This is a genomic window from Microbacterium sp. NPDC056052 (assembly GCF_042266785.1).
In the GTDB taxonomy this organism is placed as follows: domain Bacteria; phylum Actinomycetota; class Actinomycetes; order Actinomycetales; family Microbacteriaceae; genus Microbacterium.
In genome coordinates this window covers 247,447-263,788 of the sequence record NZ_JBHJWV010000003.1, presented here as the reverse complement: position 1 = coordinate 263,788, position 16,342 = coordinate 247,447, and the positions used below count along the sequence as shown (strand labels likewise).

Genomic DNA, 16,342 nt, shown 5'->3' with positions numbered 1-16,342 from the left:
GAGCGCATTCCGATCGTGGAATGGATCCTGATCTAGCCTTGTCTGGTGACCCCGGAACCCGAACCCGCAGCGTCTGCGGCTCGCGACGATGCCGTCGCGGATCAGCACCAGACCGAAGACGAAGAGGTGCATCGGGCCGGTGCGACCTACCTGCTCGGCCGGATGGTCCTGATCCCGCTCACGCGGCTCATCTACCGTCCTCGTATCGAGGGCCGCGCGAATGTGCCGATGGACGGCCCGATCATCTTCGCGTCGAACCATCTCTCCTTCATCGACTCGATCGCGATCCCCGTCGCAGCTCCCCGCCGCGTGCACTTCCTCGCGAAGTCGAGCTATTTCGAGGGCACGAGCCTCAAGGGCCGCTTCGTGGCGAACTTCATGCGCGCGGTCGGCGCGATCCCGGTGCGCCGGGGCGCGGGACAGGCGGCGCTGGACGCGCTGGACGCGCAGCGGAAGCTGCTGGATCAGGGACTCGCGGTCGCCCTCTACCCCGAGGGCACGCGCTCGACCGACGGCCGGCTCTACAAGGGACGCACCGGCGTCGCCTTCCTCGCGCTGCAGACGGGCGCGAAGGTCGTGCCGGTCGGCGTGATCGGCACGGACAAGGCGATGCCCGTCGGCGCGAGCATGCCCAAGATCGGCTCGAAGGTCACGATCCGCTTCGGCGAGCCTCTGGACCTGTCGCACCACGGCGCCGCGAACTCCGGCCGCGCCCGCCGCGGCGCGACCGACGAGATCATGACGGCGATCCACGCGCTGAGCGAGCAGGAGCTCGCCGGCGTCTACAACGAGGTGCCCGCGCAGGGCGCGATCGAGAAGATCAAGCAGGCCCTGCCCCACGAGCGGCGCTGACCGCGCGGATCACGCCCGGTCCGCGACCGGGTCCGCGACCAGGATCGTCGCCTGGTGGTGCACCGGGAACGACACCGAGTTCGCGATGAAGCACCACGCATTGGCCTGCGCATGCGCCGCCTCGGCCGCCGCGCGCATGGACTCGTCGGCGATCGTCACGACAGGGTGCAGCGTCACCTCGGTGAACGCGCCGCCGCCGCGCCCGTCCTCCTGCATCGTGCCGGTGGCCTCGTCCCGGTAGTCGACGACCACGACGCCCGCCGTCACACAGGCGTGCAGGTAGCTCAGCAGATGGCACTCGCTGAGCGCCGCGAGCAGCATGTCCTCGGGGTTCCAGCGGGTGGGATCCCCGCGGAACGGCTTGTCGGAGGAGGCCAGCAGATCGGGCTTGGCCTCGACGCTCACCGTGCTCGCGCGGTCGTAGTCGCGATAGCCCGAGGTGCCGGTGCCCCTGTTCCCCGTCCAGGTCGTGCGGAGGGCGTAGCGATGCGTGCCGAGGGTCATGGATCCATCGTGCCAGGATCCCGGCCGCCCGGGCCGAAATGCGCCCGTCGGCAGTGTGCGCGCCCACTAGGCTGGCACTCGTGGTGCAGACTCTGACCGTCCAGGATGCCGTGGAACTCGCCGTCGTCGAACGGAACGGATTCATCGAATCCCGCCACATCGGAGCAGCCGTCGTGCTCTCCCCTGACGGCGAGGTCGTGGTCCGCCACGGCAACTCCGATGCGCTGGTGCTGCCCCGCTCCAGTCTCAAGCCGCTGCAGGCGATCGCCTGCCTGACCGCCGGCGCCCCGCTCGAGGGCGAGCAGCTGGGCCTCGCCACGGCGAGCCACATCGGCACCGACCGGCACGTCGCCGTGGTGCGCGAGATGCTCCAGGCGGGCGGCCTCACCGAGGACGACCTCGGCTGCCCCGCGGACTGGCCCGGCGATTCGGCCACGAGGGACGAGCTCGTGCGCGATCACGCCGGCAAGGCGCGCATCCGGATGAACTGCTCGGGCAAGCACGCCACGATGCTGCGCGCCTGCGTCGCGAACGGCTGGCCGACCGCCGGCTACCTCGACCTGGATCACCCCCTGCAGGTGCACATCAAGGACGTCGTCGAGCGGCTCAGCGGCGAGCGCATCGCGGCCACGGCCATCGACGGCTGCGGCGCCCCCGTCCACGCCATCACGCTCACCGGGCTCGCCAGGGCCGCGCATCGCATCGGCACCGCCTCGGAGCGTTCGCCGTTCGCGCTGCACCGGGTCGCCGGCGCGCTGGTGCGCACGGTGCGGGAGAACCCGTGGACGATCGAGGGTCCTGGCCGCCCCGACACGATCGCGATCGAGAAGCTCGGCGTGTTCGCGAAGCACGGCGCGGAGGGCGTGATGGTGATGGTGGCCCCGAACGGCACCACGGTCGCCCTGAAGATGCTCGACGGCTCCGGCCGCGCGGCGACGATCGTCGCCGCCACCCTGCTCGCCCGTGCGGGCGCGCTGACCGACGCGCAGGTGGACAGCCTCGCCTCGGCCCTTCCACTTGCCGTCCTCGGAGGCGGCAGCGGCGTGGGGGCCATCCGCCCCGGCGCCGGAATCTGAGCGCCCCCAGAAAGGGCCGTACCCGTCACAGGGAAGGAAAGGAGCCACGATGAGGATCTCTGTCCCCAGCGAGGTGAAGAACAACGAGTTCCGCGTCGCCCTCACGCCCGCCGGTGTGCACGATCTCGTCCAGGCCGGTCATGAGGTCTTCGTGCAGTCCGGCGCCGGTGCCGGCTCCTCGATGTCGGATGCCGACTATGTGGAGGCGGGAGCGACGCTGCTCGATGACGCCGATGAGATCTGGGCCCGGGCCGAGCTGGTGCTGAAGGTGAAGGAGCCGATCGCCAGCGAGTACCACCGCTTCCGCAGCGACCTGGTGCTGTTCACGTATCTGCATCTCGCCGCCGACCGCGCGCTCACGGACCGGCTCGCCGAGTCGGGCATGACCGCGATCGCCTACGAGACCGTGCAGCTGGCCTCCGGCGCACTGCCGCTCCTCGCCCCCATGAGCGAGGTCGCAGGCCGCCTCGCGCCGCTGGTCGGCGCGAACACCCTGATGCGCTCGCACGGCGGCCTCGGTCTGCTGATGTCGGGCGTCCCCGGCACCCGTCCCGCCACCGTGACGGTGATCGGCGGCGGCGTCGCGGGCGCGAACGCGGCCGTGATCGCGGCGGGCATGGGCGCGGATGTGACCATCTTCGACACCAACATCGCCCGGCTGCGGTACCTCGACGACTTCTTCGGCGGCCGGGTGAAGACGGCGGCGTCGAACCCGCTCGATCTGCGCCGTGCGGTCGTGAACTCGGACCTCGTCATCGGATCGGTGCTGATCCCGGGTGCCAAGGCGCCGAAGCTGGTCACGAACGACATGGTCGCCGAGATGCGCCCGGGCAGCGTGCTCGTGGACATCGCGGTGGACCAGGGCGGCTGCTTCGAGGACACGCACCCGACCACGCACGACGACCCCACGTTCCGCGTGCACGACACCGTGTTCTACTGCGTGGCGAACATGCCGGGCGCCGTGCCGAACACGTCCACCTCCGCGCTCACCAACGCAACGCTGCCGTACGTGCGGCAGATCGCGGGGCGCGGCTGGCAGGCGGCGCTGCGGGCGGATGCCGCTCTGGCCGGCGGTCTCAACGTGACCGGCGGCAAGATCGCCAACCCCGGCGTGGCCACCGCGCACGAGCTGCCCCTCACGCCGTTGGACGAGCTGCTGGGCTGAAGTCGCCCTGCGGGGCGGGCAGGATCACCCTGGACGGTCGACCGTCCTGATCGATGGTCCACGCCCGCCCTGCATGCGGGGCCGCATACGGCGGCAGTTCGCGCACCCCGGCCAGCATGCGCAGGTCCCGCACGGCTTCGGCGAGCACCACGACCTCGCCGGTCCGGCTGACCCGCTGCCAGAGCGCGTACTGCCGCTGCCAGGCCTCGGCATCACCGACCAGCACGAGCAGGCCCCCCGGCTCCCGTTCCCGCGGCACGGAGCGCTCCCGCCCTTCGTCCTTGTCATCGCGCGCCCCGTGGCCCGTGCCACCGCGCGTCCCGTCGTCTGCGCCGCTACCCACTCGGATCCGCTCGCCCTCCGCCATCGCATCCGGCGGCCCCGCCCCATCCGGCAGCATCGCCGCGACCCCCTCTCCGAGCATCTGCACCGCGGCGCGTCCGAAGTGCTCGGCGAGCATCGCCGCCGTCCGCGCCGGCGCCGTGCTCACCACGCCGACGAGCGATGCCCTCGGCTCCCACCGCGGGGTGTTCGAGCGCACGCCTGCGTCTCTGCGTCGCAGCGCAGGAGCCGCGTCCTCCGCTGCTCCCGGCAGCGCGAACTGCACCTCTGCGCCGCCCAGCCGCGCCCGCCCCGGCGGACGGTCCGGATCGTAGGAGCCGGGCTCTCCCCCGGCGGCGAGATGCTCCGTGCGGCTCGGGGCGCGCAGCAGGGCGCGCTCCGGCAGCAGATCCGCAAGAACCGAGGCCTGCCCTGTGCACCGTGAGGCGCTGAGGAGCACCATGCCGCCGCGCTCCGCAGCGAGGCGGATGACGCGCTGCAGGCGCTCCGCCCAGGCCGAGGCGTACTCGAGCGGGAACCCCGCGAGATGCCGGTCCACATCGTCCACCGCCAGCAGCGGCGGCACGCGGCGGCGGCCTTCCGCGATCTCGTCGATCACCGACCACGCCTGCTCGGGGTCCGAGGACAGCAGGACCCCCTCCGGCGCCTGCGCCACGGCCGCGTGCAGGATGCTGCTCTTCCCGCTCCCCGGCCCGCCGAACACCGTCAGCCCTCGGTCCTCGCCGAGGCGGAGCGTGCGCGGCGTCTGCCGCTGCCGCTCCGGCTCGTCCGCGAGCCCGAGCACGATCTCCCCCCGCCGCGCGACGGGAAGGGCGTCCCTGCCGAGCCGCCGTGGCAGGGCCGGCTGCCAGGGGCTCGGCACTCGCGACGCGCCACGCCAGCGGCTCGCGAGCGTCGCGAGCTCCTCCGCGCCGGTACGCGCGACGCGGAACACCGCGGGCGCCGGGTCCCGAGGACGCCGGAGGTGCGCGAGTCCGCGACCGCCGGCGTCGCCCGGCAGCCGGGCCGCAGCATCGGTGCCGATCATCGCCCTGCTGTCCGCCGGATCCGTGACGCGCAAGGCGATCCGCAGCGGGCAGTTCGCCGCCAGCGCGTCGCGGACCACCCCGGTCGCGCGCTGCGTGCCGAGGATCAGGTGCACACCGAGTGCACGCCCGCGGGCGGCGATGTCGGTGAACACCGCCGCCAGATCCGGATGCTCCTGCAGCAGTGCCGCGAACTCGTCGACGACGATCACCAGCCGTCCCAGCGCTCCCCCGGTCTCGGCGACGCCGCGGGCGCCCGCCTCCGCGAGGACGCCCTCCCTGCGCCGCAGCTCGGCGCGCAGACTCCGCACGCCGCGCTCGGCTCCCGCGGCGTCGAGGTCGGTGATCACCGCGGCCACGTGCGGCAGCACACGCAGCCGCTCGAAAGCCGTGCCGCCCTTGAAATCGGCCAGCACGAACCCCACCTGCTCCGGGGAGTGCGCGGCGGCGAGCGCGGCGACCCAGCTCACCAGGAGCTCGCTCTTGCCCGCTCCGGTGACGCCGATCACGAGCGCATGCGGCCCGTCGCCGACCAGATCGAGCGCGACAGGCCCGGCGGTGTCCCGTCCGACCGCTGCCCACAAGCCCTCCTGCCTCCCGGGAAGCGGTCCTGCGGCGCGGTCCGCGTCCTCACCCGATGTGAGCGGAACCACGTCGCTCAGCGTCACCGCCGCGGGGATCCCCTCCTCCTCACCCTGCCCCCGCTCCAGGTGCCGCACGATCGCCTCCGCCTGTTCTCGCGAAACGCCCTCCGCGCGGCAGCCGCGAGTCCCCTCCGCGGTGATCAGCACGGCGGATCCCGGCTCCGCCACGTCGAGCACCGCGTGGTAGCCCCCGGGCGGCGGCGCCTCCGGAGCGAGCAGGAAGAGCCGTGGCCCGGACGACGCGGTCCGCTCCGCGCCGAGGTGCACCCTGCCCGCGTCGTGCGGGGCCCGACAGGCCTGCGGCAGTCCGCCCAGCCCGAGCGCGGCGACGCCGTCGCCTTCGAGGCGGATCGCGCTGCTCGCATGCCGAAGGCACAGCTGCAGCACCAGTGCTCTCGCCACTGCCACCGCGATCGGCGCAGGCCCTCGCACGCACAGACCGTCGGAGAGAGGCACCGTCACGGGCACTCCCGGCAGATGCCGATGCCGGGCGCGGAAGGCGTCCACCCGTTCTCCCCCGCCGGTGAATCGCAGCGACGAGATTCCGTCCCCGCGGCCCGTGGCGATCTCGACGGTCGAGGCGAGGACGACCGGACGCGTCGGCGGATCCGCCAGGCACGCGGCGACATCCGGCACGGCCCGCAGCCGACGCTCGCGCTCGGCCGCCTCGTGTTCGGCCACGATCCGTTCGACCTGTGCCCACGCCCTCGCCTCCTCGGCCCGGGCGGCGCGGGCGGCGCGGCGGCGCTGGCGCACGCCGTCCAGGAACGAGCCGAGGATCATGACCGGTCCGAGCGCCGCGAAGCACAGAGACAGCGGTGAACCCGTGACGGCGAACAGGACGACGCCCGAGACCACCGGCACGATCGCCGCGAGCAGAGGGAGAGAGCCGCGCTGCGGGGCCGCCGCGGCGGCGGGGAGGGCGATCGTCTCGACGGGATCCATCCCGCCATCCCACCGCGAGCCGTCCCGTCGTGGGACCGGTTCAGCGCAACCGGTGCACTACGGGACGGGGATCGGAGCGGTGGAGGAGGATCCGTCGTCGCTCGAGCTGCGGCGCACGTCCACCACGATGATCGTGACATTGTCGCGCCCGCCGTTCTCCAGCGCCGCGGAGAGCATCGCGTCGACGGCGCCGTCCGCCGTCGGGTTGAGCCCGAGGAAGTGCTGGATCCCGTAGTCGGTGAGCTCCTTGGTGAGCCCGTCGGAGCAGATCACGAACCGGTCGCCGTCCTGCACGCTGAACTCCCGATAGTCGGGCGGCAGCGCCTCGCTGACACCCACGGCACGGGTGATCACGTTGCTGTACGGATGCCCTTCGGCCTCCTCAGGGCTGAGCCGGCCGGCGGTGATCAGCTCCTGGACGACCGAATGGTCCGTCGTGACCTGGTTGAGCACGCCGTCGCGGAGCAGGTACACCCGGGAGTCGCCGATGTTGAGCGACACCCAGCGCGCGTCGTCGTCGACGAGCGTGAAGAACACGCCGGTCAGTGTCGTCCCGGTGCCCTCGTCCGTGGTGTCCGGGTGCGCGGTGATGTCCTGCACCGCGGCGACCAGGGCCGTCTCGATCGTCTGCGTCGTGATCTCGCCTGCGGCCACGGCCTCCTCGAGGCGGGCGATCGTGCGCTGGCTCGCGATCTCGCCGCCCGCATGGCCGCCCATGCCGTCCGCGACGACGAACAGCGGGAACTCGGCGAGAAGGGAGTCCTGATTGTTCTCCCTGCGCCGGCCGGTGTCGGTCGCGCCCGCCCAGGACAGGACGACCGTGTCGCCGGACGCCAGCGCGACCTCGCGCGCGTGCGCCGTGGAACCCTGGCTCATCGCGGTTCTCCCCATCCTCGGGCGATCGGAATGACCGCTGAAATCTCACACATCGTATTGGATTCCTGCGTCGACACGCGCCTCAGACCGCCGGATCCGCCGGGAGCGGGAACAGCGCGTCGATCGCGGCGACGTCTTCCGCCGTCGGCGTCCATGCGGCGCCGGCGCGTGCGTTCGCCTCGATCTGCTCCGCGGAGGTCGCCCCGGCGATCACCGAGGCCACACCGGGCTGCGCGAGCAGCCAGCCGAACGTCGCCTCGAGCATGCTGATGCCGCGCTCGTCGCAGAACCCGCGATACGCGTCCAGCGCATCCCAGGGGGCGTCCTCCCAGAGGTGCGCCCTGGTGCGCATGATGCGGCTCTGCGCCGGTCCACCGTCCCGCGTGAACTTGCCCGTGAGCAGGCCGTTGTGCAGCGGGAAGAACGGGAAGAACCCGAGTCCGAATCGGTTGACGGCCGGCAGCACCTCGCGCTCCGCCGCGCGGGACAGCAGCGAGTACTGGTTCTGCGAGGAGATGAAGCGCGCGCTGCGCTCCGCACGCAGCTCCGCCTCGGCGATCTGCCAGCCGCTGAAGTTGGAGTGGCCGAAGTAGCGGATCCTGCCCTCGCGGACGAGCTCGTCCAGGGCATCGAGCGTCTCCTCGATCGGCGTGAGCGGATCCGGCCAGTGCAGCTGATAGAGATCGATCCAGTCCGTGCGGAGGCGGCGCAGCGACTCCTCGACGGCCTTGCGGATGTAACGGCGCGAGCCGAACCCGCCCGGGAAGTCGTAGCCCATGTCCGCGGAGGGGTGGCCGAACTTCGTCGCCAGCACCACGCGGTCCCGCCGGCCGTCGAGGGCTTCCCCCATCAGGGTCTCGCTGAGGCCGGGATCCTTGCCGTACATGTCCGCGGTGTCGAGGAAGGTCACGCCGTGATCGATCGCCGCGTCCAGAACCTGGACGGTGCCCTGCAGCGTCTCGGTCGCCGTCCCCGCGCGTCCGAAGTTGTTGCATCCGAGTCCCACCGCGGAGACCAGGAGCCCGGACGATCCGACACGACGTTCAGCGCTCATACCTCCAAACTACAGGCCGACCCGGGATGCGGACGCCGGGCATGCAGGAAGCCCCGGTCGAAAGACCGGGGCCTCCCAAGGTGACGTCCCGGTCCGAGGACCGGGACGTCACGTGATGATTCGTCAGGCCGGGGGCTGCTCGCCGTTGTCCGGAGCGGCGTCCGGCGCAGCGGCCGGCGGAGCCGGCGGCGCGGGCGGAGCCGGCGGAGTAACCGGCGCCTCGGGAGCTGCTGCCGGCGGCTGGAACGTCGGCTGCGGAGCCTGCGGGGCTGCGGGCGGGAAGCCCTGCGACGGCTGGCCGGGCTGGCCGAACTGCGGAGCCTGGGGCGCGGATGGCTGGCCGTAGCCGGGCTGTTGCGGCGCGGCCGGCGGGGCGTAACCCTGAGCGGTGGGCGGCTGGTAGCCCTGCGGGGCGCCGTAGCCCGCAGCCGGAGCAGCGGCGGACGGCTGCACCGGGATGCCCTGCCACACCGTGCGGTCACCCAGGAAGCCGTTCGACGCCCACGAGGCGGGGACGATGTTCGGGTTCCAGCGCGACTTGTCGAAGGCGTTGATGCCGAGCCACACGATGCTCAGGAAGATGTAGAGCACCACCCAGGCACCGCTCTTCTGCAGCTTGAGGCCCACGCGCCAGGCGGCGAGAACCATGAGGACCGCCATGGCGATGCCCACGAGCCAACCGAGGAACGGCACCCATGTCAGCACGAAGCCGAAGGCGAGCCAGGGGCTCAGGTCGCCGAGCTTCAGGAAGATCATCACGTTGTAGAAGGGCACCCACGCCCGCCACTTGCCCTCGACGCCCGCCTTCTCGAAGATCTTCATGAGGAAGAGCGAGCCGAGCACGTAGAAGACGACGGCGAAGATCAACCACGTCATCGCGGCGATCAGATAAGCAGCCGCGAGTGCGGTGCTGTCTCCGTAAGAGTCCATTTTTCCCTCCGGGGATCGGTTTGTGATGCAATCGCATCGAGGAGCACCAGCTGAGAAAAGGCTGAGTGCTTCGACGCGAAACACCCTATCGCGTCCGAGCATCGCACTCACGAACTATTTGCGGGCAGTCGGCTGATCGGTGACGAGTTCCAGTATCCCGGCATCCTCGGTGGTGCGGAGGCCGATGCCGGATCTGGCCGCCCAGCTCAGCAGCGTGCGGCGGGACCCGACTTTCGGCCGCTCGGTCGCGAGGCGCCGCACGAGCTCCCCCTTGGCGTGCTTGTTGAAGTGGTTGAGCGCCTTGCCCTGCGCCGTCACCACGCGCACGTACGCCGAGGGCAGATCCGCCGGGACGGGCCCGAGATCTGCATAGGCCTCGGAGCGCAGATCCAGCACGAAGTCCGGCGCGGCCGCCGAGAACGCGGCGGACACGGCATCGGCCCACAACCGCCTGAGGGCGGGCAGCCCCGGCACCGACGCGCCGGCGCCGAGCCGGTACGACGGGATCGGATCCAGCGCGCCGACCGGCCCGTAGGGTGCGCTGTGCACGAGCACATGCGCCCCCAGCCAGCGCCGCGCGTAGCCGTCGAGCGTCGACGCGTCCAGCGCGTCGTAGAGCACGCCCGTGTAGCGGTCCACGGCCGGCATGACCGTGGCGGACCGCAGCCCGGCGTTGTCGTGCAGAGCCTCCGCGAGCTGCTTGTCGCTGAGCTTGAGCACCCGGCGTGTCGCTTCCGCGTCCGAGGCCAGCGCAACGAGCGCGTCGATCACCTGCTCGCGCTCCGGTGCCAGGGCCGGAAGCGCCCATCCGGCAGGATCCACCGGTGCGCTCTTACCTCCGGGACGCTTGGTCTCGCTCGGCGGCAGCAGGATCATCATGCGCAGGACTCCTCAGGCGGGATGGAGACACGCCAGCGCCGGACCCCCCGAGGGGGATCCGGCGCTGGCGTGAGCGGTTCGATCAGGCGACGAGCGCCGCGTTGCCCGCGACGATCGTCAGGGAGTCGCCCTCCATCGAGACGAAGCCGTCCCGAGCGCTGGCGAGCACCTTGGTGCCGTCCAGCTGAGTGATGCGGACCTGCCCCTCGGCGAGGATCGCGAGCACGGGCTCGTGCCCCGCCATGAAGCCCAGCTCGCCCTCGACGGTCTTCGCGACGACGAGGCTGGCCTCACCGGTCCAGACCTCCGCGTCGGCGGAGACGAGGCTGACGTGCAGTGCCATGATCAGGCGTTCTCCTTCTGGATGCGCGCCCAGTTCTCCTCGACGTCCGAGATCCCGCCGACGTTGAAGAAGGCCTGCTCGGCGACGTGGTCGAAGTCACCGCGGCAGATCGCGTCGAACGACTCGATCGTGTCCTTGAGCGGAACCGTCGAGCCCTCGACACCGGTGAACTTCTTCGCCATGTAGGTGTTCTGGGACAGGAACTGCTGGATGCGGCGCGCACGGGCGACGACGATCTTGTCCTCCTCGGACAGCTCGTCGACACCGAGGATCGCAATGATCTCCTGCAGTTCCTTGTTCTTCTGGAGGATCTGCTTGACCGTGGTGGCCACGCGGTAGTGGTCCTCGCCCAGGTAGCGGGGGTCCATGATCCGCGAGGTCGAGGTCAGCGGGTCGATCGCCGGGTACAGACCCTTCGATGCGATCTCGCGCGAGAGCTCGGTGGTCGCGTCGAGGTGCGCGAACGTGGTGGCCGGGGCCGGGTCGGTGTAGTCGTCGGCCGGCACGTAGATCGCCTGCAGCGAAGTGATCGAGTGACCGCGGGTCGACGTGATGCGCTCCTGGAGCACACCCATCTCGTCCGCGAGGTTCGGCTGGTAACCCACGGCGGACGGCATGCGGCCGAGCAGCGTGGAGACCTCGGAACCGGCCTGCGTGAAGCGGAAGATGTTGTCGATGAAGAGCAGCACGTCCTGCTTCTGCACATCGCGGAAGTACTCCGCCATGGTCAGGGCCGACAGGGCGACGCGCAGACGCGTCCCCGGCGGCTCGTCCATCTGGCCGAAGACGAGGGCGGTCTTGTCGAAGACCCCCGCCTCCTCCATCTCGGCGATGAGGTCGTTGCCCTCACGGGTGCGCTCGCCGACACCGGCGAACACCGACACACCACCGTGGTCCTGCGCGACGCGCTGGATCATCTCCTGGATGAGGACCGTCTTGCCGACGCCCGCGCCGCCGAACAGGCCGATCTTTCCACCCTGCACATACGGCGTGAGGAGGTCGATCGACTTGATGCCGGTCTCGAACATCGTGGTCTTCGACTCGAGCTGGTCGAAGTTCGGAGCCTTGCGGTGGATCGGCCAGCGCTCGGTGATCTCGATCTGCTCGCCGGGCTCGGCGTTCAGGACCTCGCCGATCACGTTGAAGACCTTGCCCTTGGTGACGTCGCCGACGGGGACCGAGATGGCCTCGCCGGTGTCGCGCACCTCCTGGCCGCGGACCATGCCGTCGGTGGGCTTGAGCGAGATGGCGCGGACGAGGTCGTCGCCGAGGTGCTGCGCGACCTCGAGCGTGATCTCCGTCGACTCCTCGCCGATGGTGATCGTCGTCTTGAGTGCGTTGTAGATGTCGGGGATCGAGTCGTGCGGGAACTCGATGTCGACGACCGGGCCGGTGACGCGAGCAACGCGGCCGACGACCGTCGTAGCGGTGGCAGTCATATTTCGTCTCTCTCCTGAGGGTCTTACTTGCTCGACGCCAGCGCGTCGGCGCCGCCGACGATCTCGGCGATCTGCTGCGTGATCTCCGCCTGGCGCGCGTTGTTGCGCAGGCGGGTGTAGTCGGTGATGAGCTTGTCGGCGTTGTCGCTGGCCGACTTCATCGCCTTCTGCGTCGCGGCCTGCTTGGCGGCGGACGACTGCAGGAGGGCGTTGAAGACGCGGCTCTGGATGTACACCGGCAGGATCGCGTCGAGCACCGTCGCCGCATCCGGCTCGAACTCGTACAGCGGGTAGACGGCGCTCGAGGTGTCGGTCTCGTCCGCCTCCGCGATCTCCAGCGGAAGCAGGCGCACCGTCTCGGGCGACTGCGTCATCATGCTGACGAAGCGGTTGTACACGAGGTGGATCTCGTCGACGCCGCCCTGCTCGCCACCGCGCTCGAATGCCTCCAGCAGCGCGGCGGAGATGGCCTCCGCCGTGTGGAAGGACGGTGTGTCGGTGTCACCGGTCCACTCCGCGGCAGCCTCGAGGCGCCGGAACTGGAAGTAACCGACGGCCTTGCGGCCGACGAGGTAGAACACCGGCTCGCGCCCCTCCGAGCGCAGGAGCTCTGCGAGCTCCATGCCCTCGCGCAGGATCTGCGAGTTGAACGCGCCGGCCAGACCCCGGTCGCTCGAGAAGATCACGACGGCGGAGCGGCGGATCGTCTCGGGCTCGCGGGTGAGCGGGTGGTCGACGTTGGAGTGCGTCGCGACGGCGGACACGGCCCTCGTCACGGCTCGCGCAAAGGGCGAGGACGCGTTGACGCGCGCCATCGCCTTCTGGATGCGCGAAGCCGCGATGAGTTCCATCGCCTTCGTGATCTTCTTGGTCGTCTGAGCAGAAGAGATCTTCTGCTTGTAGACCCTGAGTTGTGCGCCCATAGCTCTGAGAATCCCCCGCGATTACGCGCGGCGGCCCTTGACGATCTTCTCCTGGTTCACGTCGTCGACGTCCGCGGCGCTGTGCTCCTCGTGACCGGGAGCGCTGATGCCGTGGCCCTTGCCGCCCTGGAACTCGAGGAGGAAGGCGTCGGTGGCCTTCTCCAGCTCCGCAACCGTGTCGTCATCGAGGACGTTCGTCTCGCGGAGGGTGTCCAGCACGGTGGTGTTGCGACGCACGTGATCCAGCAGCTCGCGCTCGAAGCGCAGCACGTCCTCGACCTCGATCGAGTCGAGCTTGCCCTTGGTTCCGGCCCAGATCGAGACGACCTGCTCCTCGACGGGGTACGGCGAGTACTGCGGCTGCTTGAGCAGCTCGGTCAGACGAGCGCCACGAGCCAGCTGACGGCGCGAGGCCTGGTCGAGGTCGGACGCGAACATCGCGAAGGCCTCGAGCGAGCGGTACTGCGCGAGCTCGAGCTTCAGCGTTCCGGAGACCTTCTTGATCGACTTGACCTGGGCGTCACCACCGACGCGGGACACCGAGATGCCGACGTCGACAGCGGGACGCTGGTTCGCGTTGAACAGGTCGGACTGCAGGAAGATCTGGCCGTCGGTGATCGAGATCACGTTGGTCGGGATGTACGCCGAGACGTCGTTCGCCTTGGTCTCGATGATGGGCAGGCCCGTCATCGAACCGGCGCCGAGCTCGTCGGACAGCTTCGCGCAGCGCTCCAGCAGACGGGAGTGCAGGTAGAAGACGTCGCCCGGGTAGGCCTCGCGGCCCGGCGGACGGCGCAGCAGCAGCGACACGGCGCGATAGGCCTCCGCCTGCTTCGACAGGTCGTCGAAGATGATCAGGACGTGCTTGCCGCCGTACATCCAGTGCTGGCCGATGGCCGAACCGGTGTAGGGGGCGAGGTACTTGAAGCCGGCCGGGTCGGACGCCGGGGCGGCGACGATGGTCGTGTACTCCAGGGCGCCGGCCTCTTCCAGCGCGCCCTTGACGGAGGCGATGGTCGAGCCCTTCTGGCCGATCGCGACGTAGATGCAGCGGACCTGCTTGTTGACGTCGCCGGACTCCCAGTTGGCCTTCTGGTTGATGATCGTGTCGATCGCGATCGCGGTCTTGCCGGTCTGGCGGTCGCCGATGATGAGCTGGCGCTGGCCGCGGCCGACCGGGATCATCGCGTCGATGGCCTTGATGCCGGTCTGCATCGGCTCGTGCACGCTCTTGCGCTGCATGACGCCGGGCGCCTGCAGCTCCAGGGCGCGGACGCCCTCCGAGGCGATCTCGCCGAGACCGTCGATCGGGTTGCCGAGCGGGTCGACCACGCGGCCGAGGTAGCCGTCGCCGACCGGGACGGAGAGCACCTCACCCGTGCGGGTGACCTCCTGGCCGGCCTCGACACCGGAGAACTCGCCGAGGACGACGACGCCGATCTCGTGCTCGTCCAGGTTCAGCGCGAGTCCCTTGGTGCCGTCGGCGAAGGTCACGAGCTCGTTCGCCATGACGCCGGGCAGGCCCTCGACGTGCGCGATGCCATCCGCTGCGTCGATGACGGTGCCGACCTCGGTCGCCACGCCGCCCGTGGGCTCGTACGCGGCGACGAAGTCCTTCAGCGCGTCACGGATGACGTCGGGGCTGATCGAAAGTTCTGCCATTGTCTTCCCTTTGTGTATGGGTGCGCGGCTTCCCGCGCGAAGTCGTGTTTCAGCCCGCGAGCTTGTGCCGGAGATCGGCGAGGCGGGCGGAGATGCTGCCGTCGATGACGTCGTCCGCGACCTGCACGCGCAGGCCTCCGACGACGGAGGAGTCGAGCACCTCGTTCAGCGCGACCTGGCGGCCGTAGCGACCGGCCAGCACCGCACGGAGGCGGTCGCGCTGCGGCGCGCTCAGCGGAGCCGCGGTGTGCACGGTCGCGACGATCCGGTCGCGCTGCGTGGACACGATGCGCATCGCCCTGCTGAGCAGACGACGCACGCGGCGGCCGCGCTGCTGGCGCACCAGTGAGGTGAGCACCAGCGACGTGGCAGGGTGCAGGCTCGCACCGACCAGCTTCTGCACGAGCGCGGCCTTGCCCTCGCCGCCGCCCAGGCGGCTGCCCAGGGCGAGCTCGAGGTCGGCGTTGTCTGCCACCAGGCGCGACACCGAGAACAGCTCGCCCTCGATGTCGGCATCGGGTGCGGCGATCGCCGCGGCACGCACGGCCAGCTCCTCCACGCCGTCGACCAGGTCGGCGGCGGAGGACCAGCGCTGCGAGACCGCGACGGTCAGCACCTTCTGCGCGGGCGCCGAAGCGCCGGCGAAGACGCGCGACACGAGTGCCGTGCGAGCCTCGACCGGGGCGGACGGATCGGCGAGCGCGCCGCTCAGCGCGGAGGACTCACCGATCAGGCGCGTGGCGGAGAACAGGTCCCCGGCGACGTCGAGGGTGATCCCCTGCGCGGCGGTCAGAGCACTGCTCGACGCCTCGAGGGCCTGAACGGTCGCGCTGCCCATTACTTCGCCGCCTCGGAGGCCTCGAGGTCCGCCAGGAAGCGGTCCACGACGGCCGTCGCACGTGCGTCGTCGGAGAGGGTCTCGCCGACCACGCCACCGGCGAGGTCGAGGGCGAGGCCGCCGACCTCGTTGCGCAGCGAGACGAACGCGGTCTGGCGCTCGGCCTCGATCTGCGCGTGAGCGGCCGCGGTCGTCCGCGCAGCCTCGGCAGCGGCGGCCTCCTTGGCCTCGGCGACGATCTTCTTGCCGTCCTCACGGGCGGTCTCGCGGATCGTGCCGGCCTCGGTGCGGGCCTCGGCGAGCTGGCGGGTGTACTCCCCCAGTGCGGCCTCGGCCTGCTTCTGAGCCTCGTCCGCCTTCGCGATGTTGCCCTCGATGGCGGCGGAGCGCTCGTCGAGCATCTTCGTGAAGCGGGGAAGGGCGACCTTCCACACCACGAAGAGGATGAGCAGGAAGAACACGGCCGACCAGACGAGGTCGTAGACCTCGGGCAGGATCGGGTTCTTCGGAGCCTCACCCTCGGCCGCGAGGCGAGTGACAAGAGCGTTCAGCATCCTGTCTCCTTCGGGATTCGGGTGCGGATTACGGGAAGGGGATGAAGCCGACGGCGATGCCGACGAACGCGAGCGCCTCGGTGAAGGCGATGCCGATCCACATCAGAACCTGCAGGCGACCGGCCAGCTCGGGCTGACGGGCGACACCCTCGATCGTCTTGCCGACGACGATGCCCACGCCGATGGCGGGGCCGATGGCGGCGAGGCCGTAGCCGATTGCCGCGAGGTTGCCGTTGACTGCTGCGAGAACCGTAGTAGCGTCCACGGATTTTTCCTTTCGTTGTGGGCGGC

At 70.5% G+C, this 16,342-nt stretch carries 16 protein-coding genes; 3 read left to right on the top strand and 13 right to left on the bottom strand.

From position 1 onward, the window contains the following. Positions 1-162 precede the first annotated feature (162 nt). A complete protein-coding gene (locus ACFC1J_RS07795) occupies positions 163-852 on the top strand; it encodes a lysophospholipid acyltransferase family protein (RefSeq protein ID WP_375904493.1) in 690 nt (229 codons plus the stop codon). A 9-nt stretch (positions 853-861) separates the two neighbouring features. Here the strand turns inward: ACFC1J_RS07795 and ACFC1J_RS07790 are convergent, their stop codons facing one another. Next, positions 862-1,356: an OsmC family protein gene (locus ACFC1J_RS07790; RefSeq protein WP_375904065.1), complete on the bottom strand. Its 495-nt coding sequence runs from the start codon at positions 1,354-1,356 to the stop codon at positions 862-864. Between the two features lie 80 nt (positions 1,357-1,436). Here ACFC1J_RS07790 and ACFC1J_RS07785 point away from each other — a divergent pair, with 80 nt between their 5' ends. Both ACFC1J_RS07785 and ald read left to right on the top strand, forming a co-directional pair. Continuing rightward, on the top strand, positions 1,437-2,432 hold the full coding sequence (locus ACFC1J_RS07785; RefSeq protein WP_375904063.1) for an asparaginase: 996 nt from the start codon (positions 1,437-1,439) through the stop codon (positions 2,430-2,432). A 49-nt stretch (positions 2,433-2,481) separates the two neighbouring features. Then, entirely contained in the window at positions 2,482-3,597 is a 1,116-nt protein-coding gene (gene ald, locus ACFC1J_RS07780) for an alanine dehydrogenase (RefSeq protein ID WP_375904061.1), read from the top strand. Here the strand turns inward: ald and ACFC1J_RS07775 are convergent. From ACFC1J_RS07775 to atpE, 12 genes are all read right to left on the bottom strand, one after another. Further along, the gene (locus tag ACFC1J_RS07775) at positions 3,569-6,553 is read right to left on the bottom strand and encodes an FtsK/SpoIIIE domain-containing protein (RefSeq protein ID WP_375904059.1); all 2,985 of its coding nucleotides are present in this window, start codon (positions 6,551-6,553) and stop codon (positions 3,569-3,571) included. The two genes, ald and ACFC1J_RS07775, sit on opposite strands and share 29 nt — an antisense overlap. 57 nt (positions 6,554-6,610) lie before the next feature. Further along, entirely contained in the window at positions 6,611-7,429 is an 819-nt protein-coding gene (locus tag ACFC1J_RS07770) for a PP2C family protein-serine/threonine phosphatase (protein WP_375904057.1), read from the bottom strand. An 82-nt stretch (positions 7,430-7,511) separates the two neighbouring features. Further along, positions 7,512-8,483, bottom strand: coding sequence for an aldo/keto reductase (locus ACFC1J_RS07765; RefSeq protein WP_375904055.1), 972 nt, complete (start codon positions 8,481-8,483; stop codon positions 7,512-7,514). A 123-nt stretch (positions 8,484-8,606) separates the two neighbouring features. Further along, entirely contained in the window at positions 8,607-9,413 is an 807-nt protein-coding gene (locus ACFC1J_RS07760) for a large exoprotein (RefSeq protein ID WP_375904053.1), read from the bottom strand. 114 nt (positions 9,414-9,527) lie between these two features. Continuing rightward, positions 9,528-10,292, bottom strand: a complete 765-nt coding sequence (locus ACFC1J_RS07755; protein ID WP_375904051.1) for a YaaA family protein — start codon at positions 10,290-10,292, stop codon at positions 9,528-9,530. A gap of 82 nt (positions 10,293-10,374) precedes the next feature. Next, on the bottom strand, positions 10,375-10,635 hold the full coding sequence (locus tag ACFC1J_RS07750; protein ID WP_159576379.1) for a F0F1 ATP synthase subunit epsilon: 261 nt from the start codon (positions 10,633-10,635) through the stop codon (positions 10,375-10,377). Positions 10,636-10,637: 2 nt separating this feature from the next. Beyond that, complete coding sequence (gene atpD, locus ACFC1J_RS07745) at positions 10,638-12,074, bottom strand: F0F1 ATP synthase subunit beta (RefSeq protein ID WP_292716625.1); 1,437 nt, start codon at positions 12,072-12,074, stop codon at positions 10,638-10,640. 23 nt (positions 12,075-12,097) lie between these two features. Then, positions 12,098-12,997 (bottom strand): F0F1 ATP synthase subunit gamma, encoded by a 900-nt coding sequence (locus ACFC1J_RS07740; protein ID WP_375904048.1) that lies wholly within the window; start codon positions 12,995-12,997, stop codon positions 12,098-12,100. Between the two features lie 21 nt (positions 12,998-13,018). Then, positions 13,019-14,659, bottom strand: a complete 1,641-nt coding sequence (atpA, locus tag ACFC1J_RS07735) for a F0F1 ATP synthase subunit alpha (RefSeq protein ID WP_375904046.1) — start codon at positions 14,657-14,659, stop codon at positions 13,019-13,021. A gap of 49 nt (positions 14,660-14,708) precedes the next feature. Continuing rightward, positions 14,709-15,497 carry a F0F1 ATP synthase subunit delta gene (locus ACFC1J_RS07730; RefSeq protein ID WP_375904044.1) on the bottom strand — a complete coding sequence of 263 codons (789 nt, stop codon included), beginning with the start codon at positions 15,495-15,497 and terminating at the stop codon, positions 14,709-14,711. After that, positions 15,497-16,051: a F0F1 ATP synthase subunit B gene (locus ACFC1J_RS07725; protein ID WP_375904042.1), complete on the bottom strand. Its 555-nt coding sequence runs from the start codon at positions 16,049-16,051 to the stop codon at positions 15,497-15,499. The genes ACFC1J_RS07730 and ACFC1J_RS07725 overlap by 1 nt, the downstream gene beginning before the upstream one ends. A gap of 28 nt (positions 16,052-16,079) precedes the next feature. After that, entirely contained in the window at positions 16,080-16,316 is a 237-nt protein-coding gene (atpE, locus tag ACFC1J_RS07720; RefSeq protein WP_045251710.1) for an ATP synthase F0 subunit C, read from the bottom strand. Positions 16,317-16,342: the final 26 nt, after the last annotated feature.